Below are 16,431 nucleotides of genomic sequence, written 5' to 3'. Positions count from 1 at the left end.
ATAGCGGCTGAGGACAGCAGTCCGCCGTATGCCATCCCGCCGACTCTCCCCGCGGCAACCTCCCGACCGGGACCGGTCCAAGCGACCGGAACGGAACGCGGACCCGGCCTGCAGCGCCATACGGCAGTTCGTTCCGGCCGTCCGACCCATGTCGGGGAGCGGCCTCTCGACGAGTGAGGCAGTGGGGCGGGGCGCGCAGGTCAGCGGAGGGTGTGCAGCTCGCGACGGGTGAGGAAGGCGCGGGTGCCGAGGGCCATGACGAAGGCGAAGGCGCCGGCGATGATGGCGACCCAGTAGCCGTGCTGCGCGCCGACGTGGTCGACGACGACGCCGGAGACGGCAGAGCCCGCGGCGACACCGACGATGATGCCGGTCAGCACGATGGTCATGCCCTCGTTGAGCTGGGCCTTGGGGACGATGCGTTCGATCAGGTTCATCGTCGTGATGAGGGTCGGGGCGGTGGCCATGCCGGCCACGAGCATGAGCCCGGCGAGGACCCAGAGGTTCGGCGCCAGGAGCACCGGCAGCTCCAGCACCGCCATGCCGAAGGTCCCGGCGATGAGCAGCTTGACGAGGCTGCGGCCGTGCGAGACGTGCCCGAAGACGAGGCCCGCGGTGGCCGACCCCACGGCATACAGGGCGAGGATGGCGCCGGCGGCGCTCGAGGCACCGAACTCCTGCGAGACGGCGAGGGTGACGACCTCGTTGACGCCGAAGATCGCGCCGGTCATGACCATGATGAAGGCGAGCGGGACCAGGCCCGGCACGGTGTAGGCGTGCTGGGTGGGGCGCTCGTGGTGCGGCACGACCGGCGGCTCGGTCGACCGCGCCGAGATGAAGACGAGCACGCCCACGGTGTAGGCCAGGGCCGCGAAGAGGAAGCCCGCTTCGGGGAAGAGCGTCGTCGAGAGCCAGATCGCGAGCACCGGGCCGATGACGAAGGTGACCTCCTCCATGACCTGCTCGAACGACATCGCCGCGTGCAGGTTCTTCGGGTCGGCCGCGAAGATGTGCGACCACCGGGCCCGGGCCATCGTGCCGAGGTTGGGGATCGCCCCGCACAGCGGGAACGTGATGAACAGCAGCCACGAGGGCCAGCCGCGCCATGAGACGAGCAGGGTCATGACGACCCAGAACCCGGACCACAGGAAGAACGGGATGGCGATCCGGCGCTGGCCGTAGCGGTCGACGAGTCGGCCGAGGAAGGGCGCGCAGAGGGCGAGGGACACCATCCCGACGGCAACGACGGCGCCTGCGAGCGCATAGGAGCCGGTGCGCGCCGCGACCATCGCCACCACCGAGACGGCGAACATCGAGCCCGCGGTGCGCGCGATCATCCCCCCGGCGATGAAGACGCGCGCCCCCGGGACCTCGAAGAGAGGTCGGTAGGACGCCAGCACGGATGCTCCTTGTCGATCGGGAACGGGCAACTCCCCATCCTTACACTGGGTCCCCTACCCCGGCGAAATGCCGGGCTCGCGATTCGGGTCGCGTCAGCCGCCGTGCTTGCGACGCAGGGACCACATCTGCGGGGACCGCTCGAGCTCGACGGCGACGTCCCACGGCATGCCGCCGGGCGCGGTCTCGCGGCGGAAGCTCGCCACCATCCGGCGCGCCAGGGCGGGGTCCTTCGCGACGCGGCCGGCGATCTCGACGGCTCGGTCCAGGACGTCCCCGTCGTCGTATGCCGCCCAGGCCAGTCCCAGCGCGACCGCCCGGTCCCCGTCGATCTCGTCACCGAACAGCCCGAGGGCCGCGGCGGCCTCGCGGCCCGCGACGCGCTCGATCAGGGTGAAGTGCCCGCCGCCGGGGTGGATGCCGATCTGGGCGAAGCCGGGCAGCAGCCGGGCGTTGCGCGAGACGATGCGCAGGTCGGTGGCCAGGGTCAGGTTGAGGCCCGCGCCGACGGCGGCGCCGCGGACGGCGGCCACGGTGGGGACGGCGATCGAGCCGAGGGTGGTGAACGCCGCATACACCGTCTCGAGGTTGCGGTAGGCCTCGTCCTCGACGGGGTCGCGGCCGGTGTCGGCCAGCACGCTGCGGACCGCGCCCGCGCAGAAGTGCGCGCCGCCGGTGACGACGACCGCGCCCACCGACTCGTCGGCCTCGGCCGTGCGGGCCGCGTCGATGAGCTCGCGCGACATCTCGACCGACAGCGCGTTGCGGCGCTCGGGCGCGTCGAGGGTGATGACGGCGACGCCGTCGGTCACCTCGTAGCGGATCTCGGTCATGCGGCGGGTCTCCTTCGTCGAGTCGGCACCATCACGCGCCGTCATAGGGGTGGAAGCGGGCGCTCGACGGCTTGGCCCGGCCGGTGGTGATGAGGGTCCAGAGCCGGTCGTGGCCGGCCGAGGAGGCGAGCGCCGTCAGGGTCTCGTCCCAGTCCTGCAGCGAGCCGTACTCGCTGCGTCGGGCCAGGATCGGCTTGGTCAGGGTGTGCAGCTCGTGCTCGAGCGTCGTGCCGATGGCGCCGAGGGCCTGGTGGGAGCCGCGGACCACGACCGAGGCGGCGTGCCCGACGCACGACTTCGCCACCCCGACGGCGAAGAGCATGCCGGGGTCGCGCCAGTCGGAGGCGGCGGCCCGCGCGACGGCCGCGTCCGTGGCCGCGCGGGCCAGCGCGGTCTCGGAGGCGAGGTCGGCGACGAGGTGCTGCACCGCCTGGAAGCGCCCGATCGGGCGGCCGAACTGCTGCCGCTCGCGCACGTGGGTCAGGACCACCTCGACGACCCGCTCCATGGCACCGGTGACCTGCGCGCACCTGGCGAGGGCCCCGCGCAGGTGGAACTGCTCACCGATCTCGTGCGCCACCACTGAGCCGGCCTCGAGGTCGTCGAGGTCGAACTCCACGGTGTCGCTCGGCTCACCGGCGAGATTGCGGCGCTCCTCGATAGCCACCCGCTCCACCGGCACGTCGGCGACCCGCCACTGGTCACGGTCCTCCCAGAGGGTCACGATGCGGTCGGCGTCCCGGGCCCACGTCACGTTGAGGGCGACGCCGGAGGGGTCGGGACGGCATACGGTGCGCAGCCCTCCCTCGTTGGAGAGGCCGGCCGCCTCCAGCAGCCAGCCGCCGAGCACGTCGTGTTCGGCGAGCGGCACCGGCGCGGCCGACGCGGCGGCCAGCCCCAGCAGCGCAGCCGCCTCGAGCCAGCTGCCCCCGCTGCCGCCGGCCGCCTCGCTGCCGGTCAGGCGGGTGAGGCCCAGCTCCTCGAGCCGCTGCCAGAGGCCACGGTCGAGGTCGACGACCGCGGTGGGGGTGGCGCGGTTGGCCCGGTAGTCGGTGAAGAGGTCCTCGAGCACCGCGACCAGGTCGGGGTCCGGCGTCGTCGCGGCGGCGAGCTCATGCGGCTCGCGTGGCTCCTGCCGGGAGACCATCAGCGCATCCCCAGCCCGCGGGCGATGACACCGCGCAGGATCTCGTTGGTGCCGCCGCGCAGCGTGAAGCCGGGGCGCTGGAGGATCGCGGCGTGCAGGAGTGTGTCGAGCTCGTCGTCGATCGCCCACCCCGAGGCGGTCAGCGTGTCGACGTAGTCGGCGATGTCGCCCTCCCCCGTCGTGCCGAGCACCTTGACGACGGCGGCTGCGGTGTCGGCCTCCTCGTGCTGCTCCAGGGCCGTCGAGACGGCGAAGGACATGTGGTGCAGGGCGGCGACGCGCGCCACGTGGCGCCCGAGCCCGGGGTCGGTCGGCAGGCGCCCGTCGTCCATCGCCTGCGCCGCGGCGGCGAGCAGCTGGAAGGTCGAGAGGACGCGCTCGGGCCCGCTGCGCTCGTAGGCGAGCTCGGAGGTGACCTGCGCCCAGCCCTGGCCGACCTCGCCGAGAACCCGCTCGTCGGGGATGAGGACCCCGTCGAGGTGCACCTCGTTGAAGTGGTGCTCGCCGCCCATCGAGATGATCGGCCGGATCGTCACCCCGGGAGCCCGCAGGTCGACGATGAACTGGCTGAGGCCATCGTGCCGGTGGGCCGGGTCGAGCGGCGCCGAGCGGGCGAGCGCGAAGAACGCGTCGGCCTCGTGGGCGCCCGAGGTCCACACCTTCGTGCCGGTCAGGCGCCAGCCGCCCTCGACCCGTTCTGCGCGGGTGCGCACGCTCGCGAGGTCGGAGCCGGAGTCTGGCTCGCTCATGCCGATGCCGAAGACGATCTCGCCGCGGCTGATGCCGGGCAGGAAGGCCTGCTTCTGCTCCTCGGTGCCGTAGCGCAGCAGCGACGGGCCGATCTGGCGCTCGGCGATCCAGTGTGCGGCGACCGGGGCACCGACGACGAGCAGCTCCTCGGTCACGACGAACCGCTCGAGGTAGGTACGGCCCTGCCCGCCGTACCCGGTCGGGATGACCATCCCCAGCCAGCCGCGTCGGCCGAGCTCACGCGTGAAGTCGCGGTCCCACCGGGTCAGCCACGTGTCGACGTGCGGCACGAACGCACCGACGGCGACCTGCTCGGCCAGGAAGGCGCGGACCTCGAGGCGCAGCTCCGTCAGGGCCGGCAGCTCCCGGGCCACCGGGGGGACGAGTCGAGCCGACATGCCCACCTTCCTGATGCGACGTCGCAGCGGTTCGAGCGCCACTCTCCCACACGCGTCCGGCGGTCCCACGACGACGTCCTGCCCTTGCGCAACGCCCGGCCCCTCGTTGAGCGTTCCGCCAGCATGCTCGCTGCTAGCCTCGAACGAGACGTCGACTGACGACGTATTTTCCCCCACCTGGACGAGCAGCTCACCCATTGCAGGAGGACTATCTCCATGACGGCACCAGCCATCGAGGAAGCCATCGACGCCCTTGACGTCGACAAGTTCTGGGAGCGCGGATACGCGATCCTCCCGAACGTCTACACGCCGGAGGAGATCGCGGCCTTCCGCGAGGCCGCGTACGCCTCCCGCGGGTTCGGCGGCGATCTCCTGGCCAACCCCCGACTGCGCAGCGTCATCACCGACGGTCGCATGGCCGCGGTGGCACGAAAGCTGCTCGGCACCGACGACCTCATCTACACCGGCGACAGCTCCTTCACGATCAACGGCACCCAGAAGGGGTGGCACAAGGACAACGCCGACCGCGTCGACCCCGAGGCCCCCGACTGGGCCGACCGCTACACGCAGCTGCGCTTCGGCATCTACTGCCAGGACCACTCCGAGCACACCGGCGGCCTGAACCTGCGCGTCGGCTCGCACGACCTGCGCAACACGACCGAGGGCGAGGTGCAGTACGTCAAGACCAAGCCGGGCGACCTCGCCGTGTGGAGCATGCGCATCACGCACTCCGGCAACGGCATGCTGCTCAAGGACCCCGAGGCGCCGTTCCCGATGCCCAACGAGCACGACCGGTTCAAGCCGGAGGAGGTCGCGGAGGCCGATGGCGACCGCATCGCCCTCTTCGCGCACATCGGCGCCGACGACAAGCACGCGAAGCGCTACGCCGACTACACCAAGACCCGCAAGTACCTCGTCGACGCGTGGCGCATGCGCCCCTACGACGACGAGGCCCGCCAGGCCGCTGAGGACGCGGGGCTGCGCCTGCGCGACCTTCCCGCCGAGGTCATGGACGACCCCACTGCCGGCCTGAACGAGCTGTGGCAGCCCTTCCCCTACGAGGGACAGAAGACGAAGGGGGCGGCTGCCAAGCCGACCCCCGCGGCTCCCGCGGCTGCCGCGGCTCCGGCGACCGGCACGTCCGGTGGGATGGACGTCAAGGCCGTCGCGAAGGCGACCCTGCGTCGCGCCTACCGAGCGGCCCGCGGCGGCGCCAAGGGCGTACGCGACGGGTGGCGCGCCGGCCGCTGAGCAGCGGCGGCTCTCGAGCGGTCGAGGAGGGGCGGAGTCCGGACGGGCTCCGCCCCTCCTCGTCGTCTGAGGACGGCCCCGTCTGCGTGTGCCTCACGGCCGGGCGCTCGCGTATGCCGCCAGGCGGGGTTTCGCGTCCCGCCCGCGGGGGGTGCCCGGGACGACGGCGTGCGTCAGAAGCCCTGGAGCACGAGGTAGGTGCAGAGGCCGACGATGACAGCCGTGACGAGGGTCGCGGCGACCGTGGTCAGCGGGTGGTTGGCCAGGGCGCCCATGAGGCGGCGGTCCCGGGTGAAGAGCAGCAGCGGCACGAGGGTGCCGGGCAGCGCGAACGAGAGCACGACCTGGCTCCAGACCAGGGCGCTGGTCGGCTCGACGCCGAGCCAGAGCAGGACGAGGGCCGGCACGACCGCCACCAGCCGGCGCAGCAGTGGCGAGATCGGCCGGCGGCCGAAACCCTGCATGACCACGTCACCCGTCTGGACCCCCACGAGCGTCGCTGCGAGACCGGAGGCCAGCAGCGCGACGGCCAGCATGGTGGCGGCGAGCTGGCCCGCGTGGGCGAGCAGGGCGGCATACGCGGTCTCGATCCCCGTTCCCGCGCCCGACGGCAGTGCGGCGGAGAACACGACGAGACTGACGTTCGCCGCCCCGGCGACGGTCATGGCGATGACGACGCTGCGCACCGTGCGGCGGCCGGCGCGCAGCCGCTGGGCCACGCGGTCGGGGTCGTCGTGGTGCAGGTCCGGGCCCGCACCGGGGGCCGTCACGTCACCGCGGGAGGCGGCCGAGTGGAAGTGCAGCGCGTGGGGCATCACCGTCGCCCCGACGATTCCCACGGCGAGCAGCGCCGCGGACGAGTCGAGTGGCCCGGGGACGAGCGACCGCAGCAGGGCCGCGCTGTCCACGTCGGCGATGCCGACCTGCCACGCCAGCGAGGCGATGATGACGACGAGCAGCACCAGCACGACGGACTCGAACTGGCTGCGACCACGGAACCTCAAGGCCAGCACGACAAGGCTGAACACGGTGACGCATACGGCCCCCACCATGATCGGCATCCCGAAGAGCAGCCGCAGGGCGATCGCGCCACCGACGATCTCGGCGAGGTCGGTCATCACCACGACGAGCTCCGCCTGGGCCCACAGCAGCACCCGGCCGACACCGGGGAAGCGCTCAGAGCTGTGCTCCGCGAGGCTCTTGCCGGTGACCATGCCGAGCTTGGCCGCGAGGTACTGGATGACCATCGCCGACCCGCTGGCGAACACCACGACCCACACCAGGGAGTAGCCGTGCAGTGCGCCGGAGGTGATGTTGACGCCGAAGTTGCCCGGGTCCACGTAGGCGATCGCCGCCAGCAGCGCCGGGACGAGGGTGCGCGGGGCCGCCCGGCGCACGCCACCGAGGCCGCGCGTCGGCGACCGGTGGTCTGCGCGAGGCTCCTGCGCCACTCGCTCGTTCATGGCAGAAGCATCGAGCCTCGAGCACCTCTGCGCCAACTGCCGTCTGGCGGGGCAGACCATGCCGTCGTCAGCGGGCGGACGCGATGCCGAGCAACGCCGCGATGCCGAGGGCGCTGCGCGGGTCGTAGGCGCACGTCCAGAGGCCACCGTGCACAGCGGCATACGCCTCGTCCTGCCACGGGGCGGCGAGGGCCGGCGACCCGGTGCGCAGGTCGTGGACGAGCAGTGCCGCCATCAGCGTGTTGGCGGTGCCCGGCTCGAACACCTCCACACCGAAGCGGTGCGCCCCTGCGTACGCGGCTGCGAGCGCCCGGTTCTTGAGGACCGAGCGGGTGCGCGTGGGCGGCGCGACCTTGAACGACACGAGCCCGCCCTCGGCGCGGTACGCCGTCGCGCGCCATCGCTGCAGCCGCTTGGCGAGCAGGTAGTTGGGACCCTGCTGCAGCACGACGCTGTCGTTGACGCCCGGGTCCTGGCCGGGGACGTAGCTGCGGCGCAGCAGCCGGCCGCCGCTGACCGTGCGGAGCGGGACCCGCAGCACCTTGGAGGTGCGCCGGTGGGCGTAGCTGTCGACGGAGCGCTCGACGTCCGCGCCCGGCACCGCGAAGACGTCGGTCGGGGTGGCGAGGAAGGCGAGCGCGACGTCCTCGCGGCCCTTGGCTCGGACGACCTGCTGGGTCAGGGCGTCGACGGCCGTGGACACCCGCACGTTTGTCTCGCCGTCGGCGTACACGTAGTTGCCGAGCACGAGCGGCCCTGCCAGCCCGGCGACCCACCGGGTCACGGCCCCGAGGTCGTGGACCAGGTCGGCGCCGGCGCGTGCGGCGAGTGGGCCGTCGCCGGACCGGACCGGGACGGTGATCGAGCCGGCCAGCCTCCTGGTGTCGCCGAGCAGCCGGTCCCACAGGTCGCGCCGCGGGAGGTCGACCGCCGCAACATCGGCACCCCACCGCAGCAGCGAGCGCAGCGGGCCCATCTCGGCGGCGGCCCCGAGGACGACGACGGTGCGGTCGGACAGGTCGAGCCAGTCGGGGTTGTCGACGACGAGCCGGACGGCCTCGGCGCACGTCGGCTCGAGGGTGCCGGCCTGCACCCACAGGTCGAGGCGGCGGCGGAGGGCCTCCCCCGAGAGTCGCTCACCGGCATACGGCACCGACAGGAGGCGGTCCGGCGTGCCCGCGCCGTGGACGGTCTCGCAGCCGAGGGGCTCCGCCGCGGTGTGGCGGCCGGTGGCTTCGGAGGCTGTGGGGTGGGCAGGAGCCGCGGGGTCGAGGAAGGCGCTCTCGAGGGGCTGCTCCCCCGCGGGACCCGCCCAGTGCATCCGCTCGTGCAGCGAGGCCAGGCCGCCGCGGGCGATGTCGTGCGCCGCCTCCGGTGAGGTCAGGCCCGCCTCGACGAGCCGTCGGAAGTGCGGCAGGTAGCCCTGGCGCCAGTTCGTCTCGCGCTCGGCGGACGCGGCACCGACCGGATCGACCCCACGGAGGGCGTCGGCGACGACAGCCCGCCCGGTGGCGGTCGTGCTGCGGCGTCCGGACGTCGGGTCGAGTGGGAAGACCACTCCGGTGGGGTCGCTCATGGGCCCATCCTGCCCGAGTCGTGCGCGGCCGGCGTCACGCTCGCGAGCGGTGCGATGCACCACTTGTCCGTACCGGCGGGCGCGGATCGGAGCACCATGGGGACATGAGCACGAGGACGGCCGCCCTGGCGGCGGAGCTGACGTCGGACCGGACCAACGAGGTGGAGCGGATCGCCGGGCTGCGCCGCGAGTTCGCCGAGGTGGTCGAGGCGTCCGAGGCCAACATCGGGGACGACGAGCACGACCCCGAGGGCTCGACGATCGCCTACGAGCGCACTCAGATCGCGGCGCTCATCACGCAGGCCGAGCAGCACCTGGCGGAGATCGACGCGGCGCTGGCGCGCATCGACGACGGCACCTACGGCACGTGCGAGGTGTGCGGCGAGGAGATCCCGGACGAGCGGCTGCGCGCCAGGCCGGCAGCGCGGACGTGCATCGCCCATGCGGGTGTCAGGTTGCGCACCTGAACCGGCGCCACTGAACCGGCGCCGCTGAACCGGCGGCGAACCGCGCCCCGCGAACGGTCAGCGCAACCCGGCGGCGATGCGCTCGAAGGCGGCGTCGATGTTGCGTTCGAGCCGTCCGTGGCCGCCGTTCTGCTGATGCTCGATGCACGCGCGGACCGCGGCGATGGCGAGCGCGACGGTGAGCCGCGGCTCGAGCGTGGCGCCGGGCTTCACGCCGAGCCGGCGCTCGAGTGCTGCGGTCAGGGCGTTCTCGATGCGGATGTTGTTGCCGACGAGCGCCGGCGCCAGCGACGGCTCGCCGAGCAGGATGCGCCGGCGCTTGGCGCGCAGGCCGCGGTCGACCGATGCGGGCGCCAGCATGCCGCTCAGGATCCGGCGAAGGGACTCGAGCGGCGGCTCGCCGGGCACGTCCTCCTGGAGGGCCGCGGCATACGACTCGAGCTCCTCGCTCGTCGTGCCGATGACTGCGGCCTCCTTGGACGGGAAGTAGTTGAAGAAGGTGCGGGCGCTGACTCCTGCGCGTGCCGCGATCTCCTCGGTGGTGACGGCGCCGAAGCCCTTCTCCTCCACGAGGTCGAGGGCGGCGAGGTTGAGCGCGCGGCGGGTCTCGCGCTTCTTGCGCTCACGCAGGCCGCAGGCCTCGTCGGGCAGCAGGTCCGTGCTCATGCCTCCATGGTGCCACACCGAGATGCAGTCGCTGCAATTTTGCAGTGACTGCACGATCGGCGTACTCTGGTCGACATGCCCAAGTCATCCCTGCGCGTACCCGCCACCGCCGGGTCCGAACGTCCTGCCGCGAAGTCCGGCCTCGACGCCTCGACCCGCAACATCTTCATCGCGCTCATGCTCGGCATGCTCGTCGCCTCGATCAGCCAGACGATCGTCGGACCTGCCATGCCGCGCATCGTGGCCGAGCTCGGTGGCATCGACCACTACTCGTGGCTCGCCACCGCGGCCATGCTCGTCAGCGCGATCACCGTGCCGATCGTCGGCAAGATGAGCGACCTCTACGGCCGGCGCGGCTTCTACCTCGGCGGCCTCGTCGTCTTCATGGCCGGCTCGATCCTGTCCGGCTTCGCCCAGAACTTCTGGTGGCTCATCGCCGCCCGCGCGATCCAGGGCGCCGGCATGGGCACGCTGATGCCGCTGTCGCAGACGATCATCGGCGACATCATCCCGCCGCGACAGCGCGGCAAGTACCAGGGCCTGATGGGCGGCGTCTTCGGCCTCTCCTCGATCCTCGGCCCGCTCGTCGGCGGCTTCGTGACCGACCACTGGGGCTGGCGCTACCTCTTCTTCATCACCCTGCCCGTCGGCGTCTTCGCCTTCTTCGGCATCAGCCGCTTCCTGCACCTCGAGCACAACCCGCGCGAGACCGTCGTGGACAAGGCCGGCATCGGCGTCCTGTCGCTGACGCTCATCCTGCTGCTCGTGCCGACGTCGCTCGGCGGCACCACCCTCGACTGGGGCTCCCCCGCCATCATCGGGATGTATGCGGCCGGCGTCGTCGCACTCGGAACGTTCATCGCCATCGAGCGCCGGGCCGTCGAGCCGGTGCTGCCGTTGCGCCTCTTCAAGAGCTCGCTGTTCACGCTCTCGAACATCGCCGCGTTCATGGTCTCGGTCATGATGTTCGGCGCGATGATCTACCTGCCCGTCTACGCGCAGGGCGTGCTCGGCGCCTCGGCCACCAACTCGGGCCTGATCCTCATGCCGATGTCGGTCGCGATGATCGGCCTGTCGATCGTCGCCGGGCTCGTCATCACCAAGACCGGCCGCTACAAGCTGCAGACGATCGCGGGCATCCTCATCATGGGCGTCGGCTTCTGGCTGCTCACCCAGCTGCACTACGGCTCGAGCCAGACCGACCTCACCCTGTCGATGATCGTCTTCGGTGTCGGGCTCGGCATGGCGCTGCAGGTCTTCACCCTGATCATCCAGAACTCCGCCCAGCGCAAGGACCTCGGCGTCGCCACCGCGTCGACGCAGTTCTTCCGCAACGTCGGCTCGACCGTGGGCACCGCCGTGTTCGGCACCATCATGACGAGCGGCCTCGCCGGCAACATCGCCTCGCACCTGCCGACCTCGGTGGTCAAGCAGATGCAGGCTTCCGGGCAGGAGATCAGCGCCGGCTCGGTGCTCGACCCCTCGGCCCTGGCCAAGCTGCCACCGCAGATCGCCACCGGGGTGCAGCAGGGCCTCGCCGACTCGCTGCACACCGTTTTCGTCTGGGGCCTGGCCCCGTTCGCGCTCGCGCTGATCGTCACCCTCTTCATCAAGGAGGTCCCGCTGCGCGACACCGTCCACACGCCCGACGAGGCCGGCATCGAGATGCTCGACACCCTGTCGCAGTCGGCTCCCGACGACGAGCTCAAGGTCCCGCTGGGCCGCGGCGCCGGCAACACGCGTACGCACGAGCGCCTGCTCGGCCTGCGCCTGGGCCTGCTCGCCGACTCGGCCCTGCGCGGCGACCGGCCCCTGCTCACCCAGGCCGTCACGCGACTGGGAGAGGGCGACCTCGACGCCGGCGCGGCGCTGCTGCACCGCACCTCGCGGATGCTGACGACCGAGGACCCTGCCCTCGTGGCCGACACCGAGCGGTTCGCCGTCGAGGTTGCGGCCCGTGCCAAGGCCGACGGCGGCATCCTCGACGAGGAGCTGAAGCGCCGGCTCGCCACCGCCGTGGCCGAGCGCGACGCCCGCACCGTGCTGACGACGGTCGAGCCGACCGTCGCCGAGCGCCACGAGGCGGTCGACATCCGGCTGCTCTCGGCGGTCGGTGACGACCTCACCGCCGCCTACCTCGTCGACCGCCAGCAGGCGCGGATGGCCGAGCAGGCCGCCGCCCGCTGACCCCCACCGCCTGACACCCCGCCTGACACCCGCCTGGCCCCAGGGGCCACTTCTTGCGGGTCGCGACCAGTCGAGAGGCCAGAACTCGTGCCGAGTTCTGGCCTCTCGACATGTCCCACCCCGCGAACTTCGGCCTCTCGACGGTTGCAGCTCGACGGTTGGGGTGGGTGGCGGGAGGGCTGGGAGGAACGGGGGGTTGCGGGACGGTCGTGGCCGCATACGGTGGCGGCATGACCAAGGTTGCCCTCGTCACCGGCGCGTCGTCCGGCATCGGTGAGTCCATCGCCCTGCACCTCGTCGAGTCCGGGTGGACGGTGTATGCCGTCGCCCGCCGGGTCGAGCGGATGGCCGCCCTCGAGGCGCGCGGCGTCACCACCTTCGCGATGGACGTCACCGACGACGCCTCGATGGTGGCCGGCATCGACCGGATCATCGAGGAGCGGGGGCAGATCGACGCCCTGGTCAACAACGCCGGCTACGGCTCCTACGGGCCGGTCGAGCACGTGGCCATCGACGAGGCCCGGCGACAGTTCGAGGTCAACGTCTTCGGCCTGGCACGGCTGACCCAGCTCGTCACGCCGCACATGCGGACCCGCCGCCGCGGTCGGATCGTCAACATCTCCAGCATCGGCGGCAAGATCTACGAGCCGCTCGGCGCGTGGTACCACGCGACGAAGTTCGCCGTGGAGGGCTTCAGCGACAGCCTGCGCGTCGAGCTGGCGCCCTTCGGCATCGACGTCGTGATCGTCGAGCCGGGGCCGATCATCTCAGAGTGGAACACCATCGCGCGAGACAGCATGCTGGAGCGGTCCGTCGGCACGGTCTACGAGGACCTGGCGCGCCGGATGGCGGTCATGTTCGAGCGCGTCGACACCCCGCGGATGAGCTCCGGGCCCGCGGCCGTGGCCGAGAAGGTGCTCAAGGCACTGGAGACGGTGAACCCGGCGAGCCGCTATCCTGCCGGGCGCGGCGCGCGGGCCATCGTCACGGCGCGGCGCCTGCTGCCCGACCGGGCCATGGACGCCGTCATGAAGCGCGCCTACTCCGCCTGACCCGGCGCCCCCGCCACTCCACCGTCGAAGGGCCACAAACCGGGTGCGCGACACGTCGAAGGGCCACAAACCGTGCCCGGTTTGTGGCCCTTCGACGGGGTGGGGAGGGGTCAGCCCCAGACGAGGGCCTGGGCGGGGTCCTCCATGATCGCGGCGAGGTCGCTGAGGAACCTCGAGCCCAGCTCGCCGTCGATGAGGCGGTGGTCGAAGCTGACCGCGAGCTGCGTGACGTGCCGGATCGCGATCTCGTCGTTGCCGTCGGCGTCGGTGACGACCCAGGGCTGCTTGCGGATCGCGCCGAAGCACACGATGGCCGACTCCCCCGGGTTGATGATCGGCGTGCCGCTGTCGACGCCGAAGACGCCGACGTTGGTGATCGTCATCGTGCCGCCCGACATCTCGGCCGGCTGGGTGCGGCCCTCGCGGGCCGTCGCCGTGAGCGCGCCGATCGCCTGCGCCAGCTCGAGCATCGACAGGGCGTGGGCGTCCTTGACGTTCGGGACGATCAGGCCGCGCGGGGTGGCCGCTGCGATGCCGAGGTTGACGTAGTTCTTCTGGACGATCTCCTGGTTGGCCTCGTCCCACGTGGCGTTCATGCCCGGGTTGCGCTTGACCGCGAGGACCAGCGCCTTGGCCAGCACGAGCAGCGGCGTGACCTTGACGTCCCGGAACTCGCGGCTGCCCTTGAGGCGGTCGACGAGCTCCATCGTCTTGGTGACGTCGACGGTGACCCACTCGGTGACGTGCGGCGCGGTGAACGCCGAGCCGACCATCGCCTGGGCCGTCATCTTGCGGACGCCCTTGATGGCCGTGCGCTCCTCGCGCTCGCCGGTGCCGAACGGCATACGCGGGCCCGGCGGTGCGGCGACGGCAGCGGCCGGCGCCTCGGCCGGGACGGCGGCACCGTTGAGGGTGGCGCCGCTCGCGTGGTTCGTGACGTCCTCGCGGGTGATGACGCCGTCGGCGCCGGTGGGCGTCACCGTCGCGAGGTCGATCCCGAGGTCCTTGGCGAGCTTGCGCACCGGCGGCTTGGCCTTGGGTCGGCCACCGGTCGCACCCACTCCGTGGACTGCAGGGGCCGGGGACTCGACCCGGGAGGCAGGCGCGGGGGGCTCGGCGACGGGCGTCGCAGCCGCGATCTGCTCGGTCTCGGTCGGCGTCTTCACGCCTGCAGCGGCGGGGACCGCCGCCGTCTTGCGGGGACGGCGGGCCGTGGCGCCGGCCTTGGCGCCGTAGCCGACGAGGATCGCCTCGGACGCGCCACCGCCGGACTCGGCCGGGGCGGCCTTCTCGCCCGGGATCGAGGGCGCAGCCGACGGCGCCTCCTCGCCCAGGCCGTCGTCGATCGAGATGATCGGCGTGCCGACGTCGATGGTCTCGCCGACCTGGACGAGCAGCTCCTTGACGGTGCCGGCCCACGGGATGGGCAGCTCGACCAGCGACTTGGCCGTCTCGATCTCGAGGACCATGTCGTTGACCTTGACGGTGTCGCCGGGCGCCACCTTCCACTCGACGATCTCGGCCTCGACGAGCCCCTCACCGGGGTCGGGCAGGTTGAACGTCTTGATTGCCATGTGTCGCAGCCCTTCTCAGTACGCGAGCGCGCGGTCGACGCCGTCGAGGATCCGGTCGAGGTCGGGGAGGAACTCCTCCTCCATCCGGCTCGGCGGGTACGGGATGTTCGCGCCGTTGACGCGGATGACCGGCGCCTCGAGCTCGTAGAAGCACTGCTCCGTGACCTGGGTGGCGATCTCCGACGCCATGCCGAGGAAGCTGCTCGCCTCGTGGACCACGACGAGCCGGCCCGTCTTGCGCACCGACTCGACGATGGTGTCGATGGGCAGCGGCGAGAGCGAGCGCAGGTCGATGACCTCGATGCTCGTGCCCTCGGCCTCGGCCGCCGCGGCGGACTCGAGCATCGTCTTCACGACCGGTCCGTAGCCCACCATCGTCACGTCGGTGCCCTCACGGAGCACGTTGGCCTCGAACAGCCCTCGCGGCGCCGAGGTCGCGGCCGTGTCGTACTCGGCGCGGTCGTGGTAGCGACGCTTCGGCTCGAAGAAGATCACCGGGTCGTCGCAGGCGACGGCCTGCTGGATCATCCAGTGCGCGTCCTCGGGGTTGCTGCACGCGACGACGCGCAGGCCGGCGGTGTGGGCGAAGTACGCCTCGGGGCTCTCGGAGTGGTGCTCGGGGCTGCCGATGCCGCCGCCGAACGGGATCCGGATGACCATCGGGATCTTGACCGTGCCGAGCGAGCGGGCGTGCATCTTGGCGACCTGGCTGACGATCTGGTCGAAGGCCGGGTAGACGAAGCCGTCGAACTGGATCTCGCAGACGGGCCGGTAGCCGCGCAGGGCCATGCCGACCGCAGTGCCGACGATGCCGGACTCGGCGAGCGGGGAGTCGATGACACGGTCCTCGCCGAAGTCCTTCTGCAGGCCCTCGGTGATGCGGAAGACACCACCGAGCTTGCCGATGTCCTCACCGATGAGCACGACCTTGGGGTCGGCCTCCATGGCCTTGCGCAGGCCGTTGGTGATGCTCTTGCCGAGCGTGACCTTCTCGGGCTGGCCGGCCATCAGTTCGCCTCCTCGAAGCTCGCCTTGTAGGCAAGGTAGGCGGCACGCTCCGCCTCCATGACGGGGTGGTCCTCGGCGTAGATGTGGTCCCACATCGTCTCGCCGGGCATCGTGGCCATCGTGATGCAGCCCTCGCGCAGCTCGGCGGCGAACTGGTCGGCCTCCTCGTCGACGCCGGCGAAGAAGGCCTCGTCGGCCATGCCCTCGTGGGCCAGGTAGGTCTTGAGGCGCAGGATCGGGTCGCGGAACTTCCACTCCTCGACCTCGGCCGAGACGCGGTACTTCGTGGGGTCGTCGGCCGTGGTGTGGGCGCCCATGCGGTAGGTGTAGGCCTCGACGAGGAGCGGGCCGTTGCCGCCCCGGGCCTCGTCGAGGCAGTGCTGCGTCACGGCATACGTCGCGAGGATGTCGTTGCCGTCGACACGCACGCCCGGGAAGCCGAAGCCGGCCGCACGCTGGAAGAGCGGGATGCGGGTCTGCTTCTCGACGGGCTCGGAGATGGCCCACTGGTTGTTCTGGCAGAAGAAGACCACGGGCGCATCGAAGCTCGCCGCGTAGACGAACGCCTCGTTGACGTCACCCTGTGAGGAGGCGCCGTCTCCGAAGTAGCAGATGACGGCGGTGTCGCGGTCGGGGTCGCCGGTGCCGACGTTGCCGTCCA

14 protein-coding genes are annotated in these 16,431 nt (G+C 71.8%); 4 read left to right on the top strand and 10 right to left on the bottom strand.

What is annotated here, in order from left to right; all coding sequences use genetic code 11:
* Positions 1 to 200: 200 nt before the first annotated feature.
* The 4 genes from ABD194_RS00390 to ABD194_RS00375 form a co-directional block, all read right to left on the bottom strand.
* The gene (locus tag ABD194_RS00390; protein ID WP_343985826.1) at positions 201 to 1,400 is read right to left on the bottom strand and encodes an MFS transporter; all 1,200 of its coding nucleotides are present in this window, start codon (positions 1,398 to 1,400) and stop codon (positions 201 to 203) included.
* 93 nt (positions 1,401 to 1,493) lie between these two features.
* Positions 1,494 to 2,231, bottom strand: coding sequence for an enoyl-CoA hydratase-related protein (locus ABD194_RS00385; RefSeq protein ID WP_343985823.1), 738 nt, complete (start codon positions 2,229 to 2,231; stop codon positions 1,494 to 1,496).
* A gap of 31 nt (positions 2,232 to 2,262) precedes the next feature.
* Positions 2,263 to 3,378 carry an acyl-CoA dehydrogenase family protein gene (locus tag ABD194_RS00380; RefSeq protein WP_343985820.1) on the bottom strand — a complete coding sequence of 372 codons (1,116 nt, stop codon included), beginning with the start codon at positions 3,376 to 3,378 and terminating at the stop codon, positions 2,263 to 2,265.
* Complete coding sequence (locus tag ABD194_RS00375) at positions 3,378 to 4,526, bottom strand: acyl-CoA dehydrogenase family protein (RefSeq protein ID WP_343985817.1); 1,149 nt, start codon at positions 4,524 to 4,526, stop codon at positions 3,378 to 3,380. The genes ABD194_RS00380 and ABD194_RS00375 overlap by 1 nt, the downstream gene beginning before the upstream one ends.
* 216 nt (positions 4,527 to 4,742) lie before the next feature.
* Between ABD194_RS00375 and ABD194_RS00370 the strand changes: the two genes are divergently transcribed.
* Entirely contained in the window at positions 4,743 to 5,777 is a 1,035-nt protein-coding gene (locus ABD194_RS00370) for a phytanoyl-CoA dioxygenase family protein (protein WP_343985813.1), read from the top strand.
* 173 nt (positions 5,778 to 5,950) lie between these two features.
* Here ABD194_RS00370 and ABD194_RS00365 read toward each other — a convergent pair whose 3' ends face one another.
* Positions 5,951 to 7,240 carry an Nramp family divalent metal transporter gene (locus tag ABD194_RS00365; RefSeq protein WP_343985810.1) on the bottom strand — a complete coding sequence of 430 codons (1,290 nt, stop codon included), beginning with the start codon at positions 7,238 to 7,240 and terminating at the stop codon, positions 5,951 to 5,953.
* 67 nt (positions 7,241 to 7,307) lie between these two features.
* A complete protein-coding gene (locus ABD194_RS00360) occupies positions 7,308 to 8,816 on the bottom strand; it encodes a hypothetical protein (protein ID WP_343985807.1) in 1,509 nt (502 codons plus the stop codon).
* A gap of 104 nt (positions 8,817 to 8,920) precedes the next feature.
* Here ABD194_RS00360 and ABD194_RS00355 point away from each other — a divergent pair, with 104 nt between their 5' ends.
* Complete coding sequence (locus ABD194_RS00355) at positions 8,921 to 9,283, top strand: TraR/DksA family transcriptional regulator (RefSeq protein WP_343985804.1); 363 nt, start codon at positions 8,921 to 8,923, stop codon at positions 9,281 to 9,283.
* A 57-nt stretch (positions 9,284 to 9,340) separates the two neighbouring features.
* Here ABD194_RS00355 and ABD194_RS00350 read toward each other — a convergent pair whose 3' ends face one another.
* Positions 9,341 to 9,949, bottom strand: coding sequence for a TetR family transcriptional regulator (locus ABD194_RS00350; protein WP_343985801.1), 609 nt, complete (start codon positions 9,947 to 9,949; stop codon positions 9,341 to 9,343).
* Positions 9,950 to 10,024: 75 nt separating this feature from the next.
* Here ABD194_RS00350 and ABD194_RS00345 point away from each other — a divergent pair, with 75 nt between their 5' ends.
* Both ABD194_RS00345 and ABD194_RS00340 read left to right on the top strand, forming a co-directional pair.
* A complete protein-coding gene (locus ABD194_RS00345; protein ID WP_343985798.1) occupies positions 10,025 to 12,136 on the top strand; it encodes an MDR family MFS transporter in 2,112 nt (703 codons plus the stop codon).
* A 230-nt stretch (positions 12,137 to 12,366) separates the two neighbouring features.
* Complete coding sequence (locus tag ABD194_RS00340; RefSeq protein ID WP_343985795.1) at positions 12,367 to 13,188, top strand: oxidoreductase; 822 nt, start codon at positions 12,367 to 12,369, stop codon at positions 13,186 to 13,188.
* 110 nt (positions 13,189 to 13,298) lie between these two features.
* On the opposite strand, the gene ABD194_RS00335 is transcribed toward ABD194_RS00340, so the two are convergent.
* From ABD194_RS00335 to ABD194_RS00325, 3 genes are all read right to left on the bottom strand, one after another.
* The gene (locus ABD194_RS00335) at positions 13,299 to 14,762 is read right to left on the bottom strand and encodes a dihydrolipoamide acetyltransferase family protein (protein WP_343985792.1); all 1,464 of its coding nucleotides are present in this window, start codon (positions 14,760 to 14,762) and stop codon (positions 13,299 to 13,301) included.
* Positions 14,763 to 14,777: 15 nt separating this feature from the next.
* Entirely contained in the window at positions 14,778 to 15,770 is a 993-nt protein-coding gene (locus ABD194_RS00330; protein WP_343985789.1) for an alpha-ketoacid dehydrogenase subunit beta, read from the bottom strand.
* On the bottom strand, positions 15,770 to 16,431 hold a 662-nt coding region (locus ABD194_RS00325; RefSeq protein ID WP_343985786.1), incomplete at its 5' end, for a thiamine pyrophosphate-dependent enzyme. The genes ABD194_RS00325 and ABD194_RS00330, both read right to left, overlap by 1 nt.

Origin of the sequence: Terrabacter terrae, from assembly GCF_039529575.1 — a bacterium.
GTDB lineage: Bacteria > Actinomycetota > Actinomycetes > Actinomycetales > Dermatophilaceae > Terrabacter > Terrabacter terrae.
The sequence above is the reverse complement of the archived record's forward strand: the minus strand, read 5'-3'. Positions and strand labels throughout refer to the sequence as shown.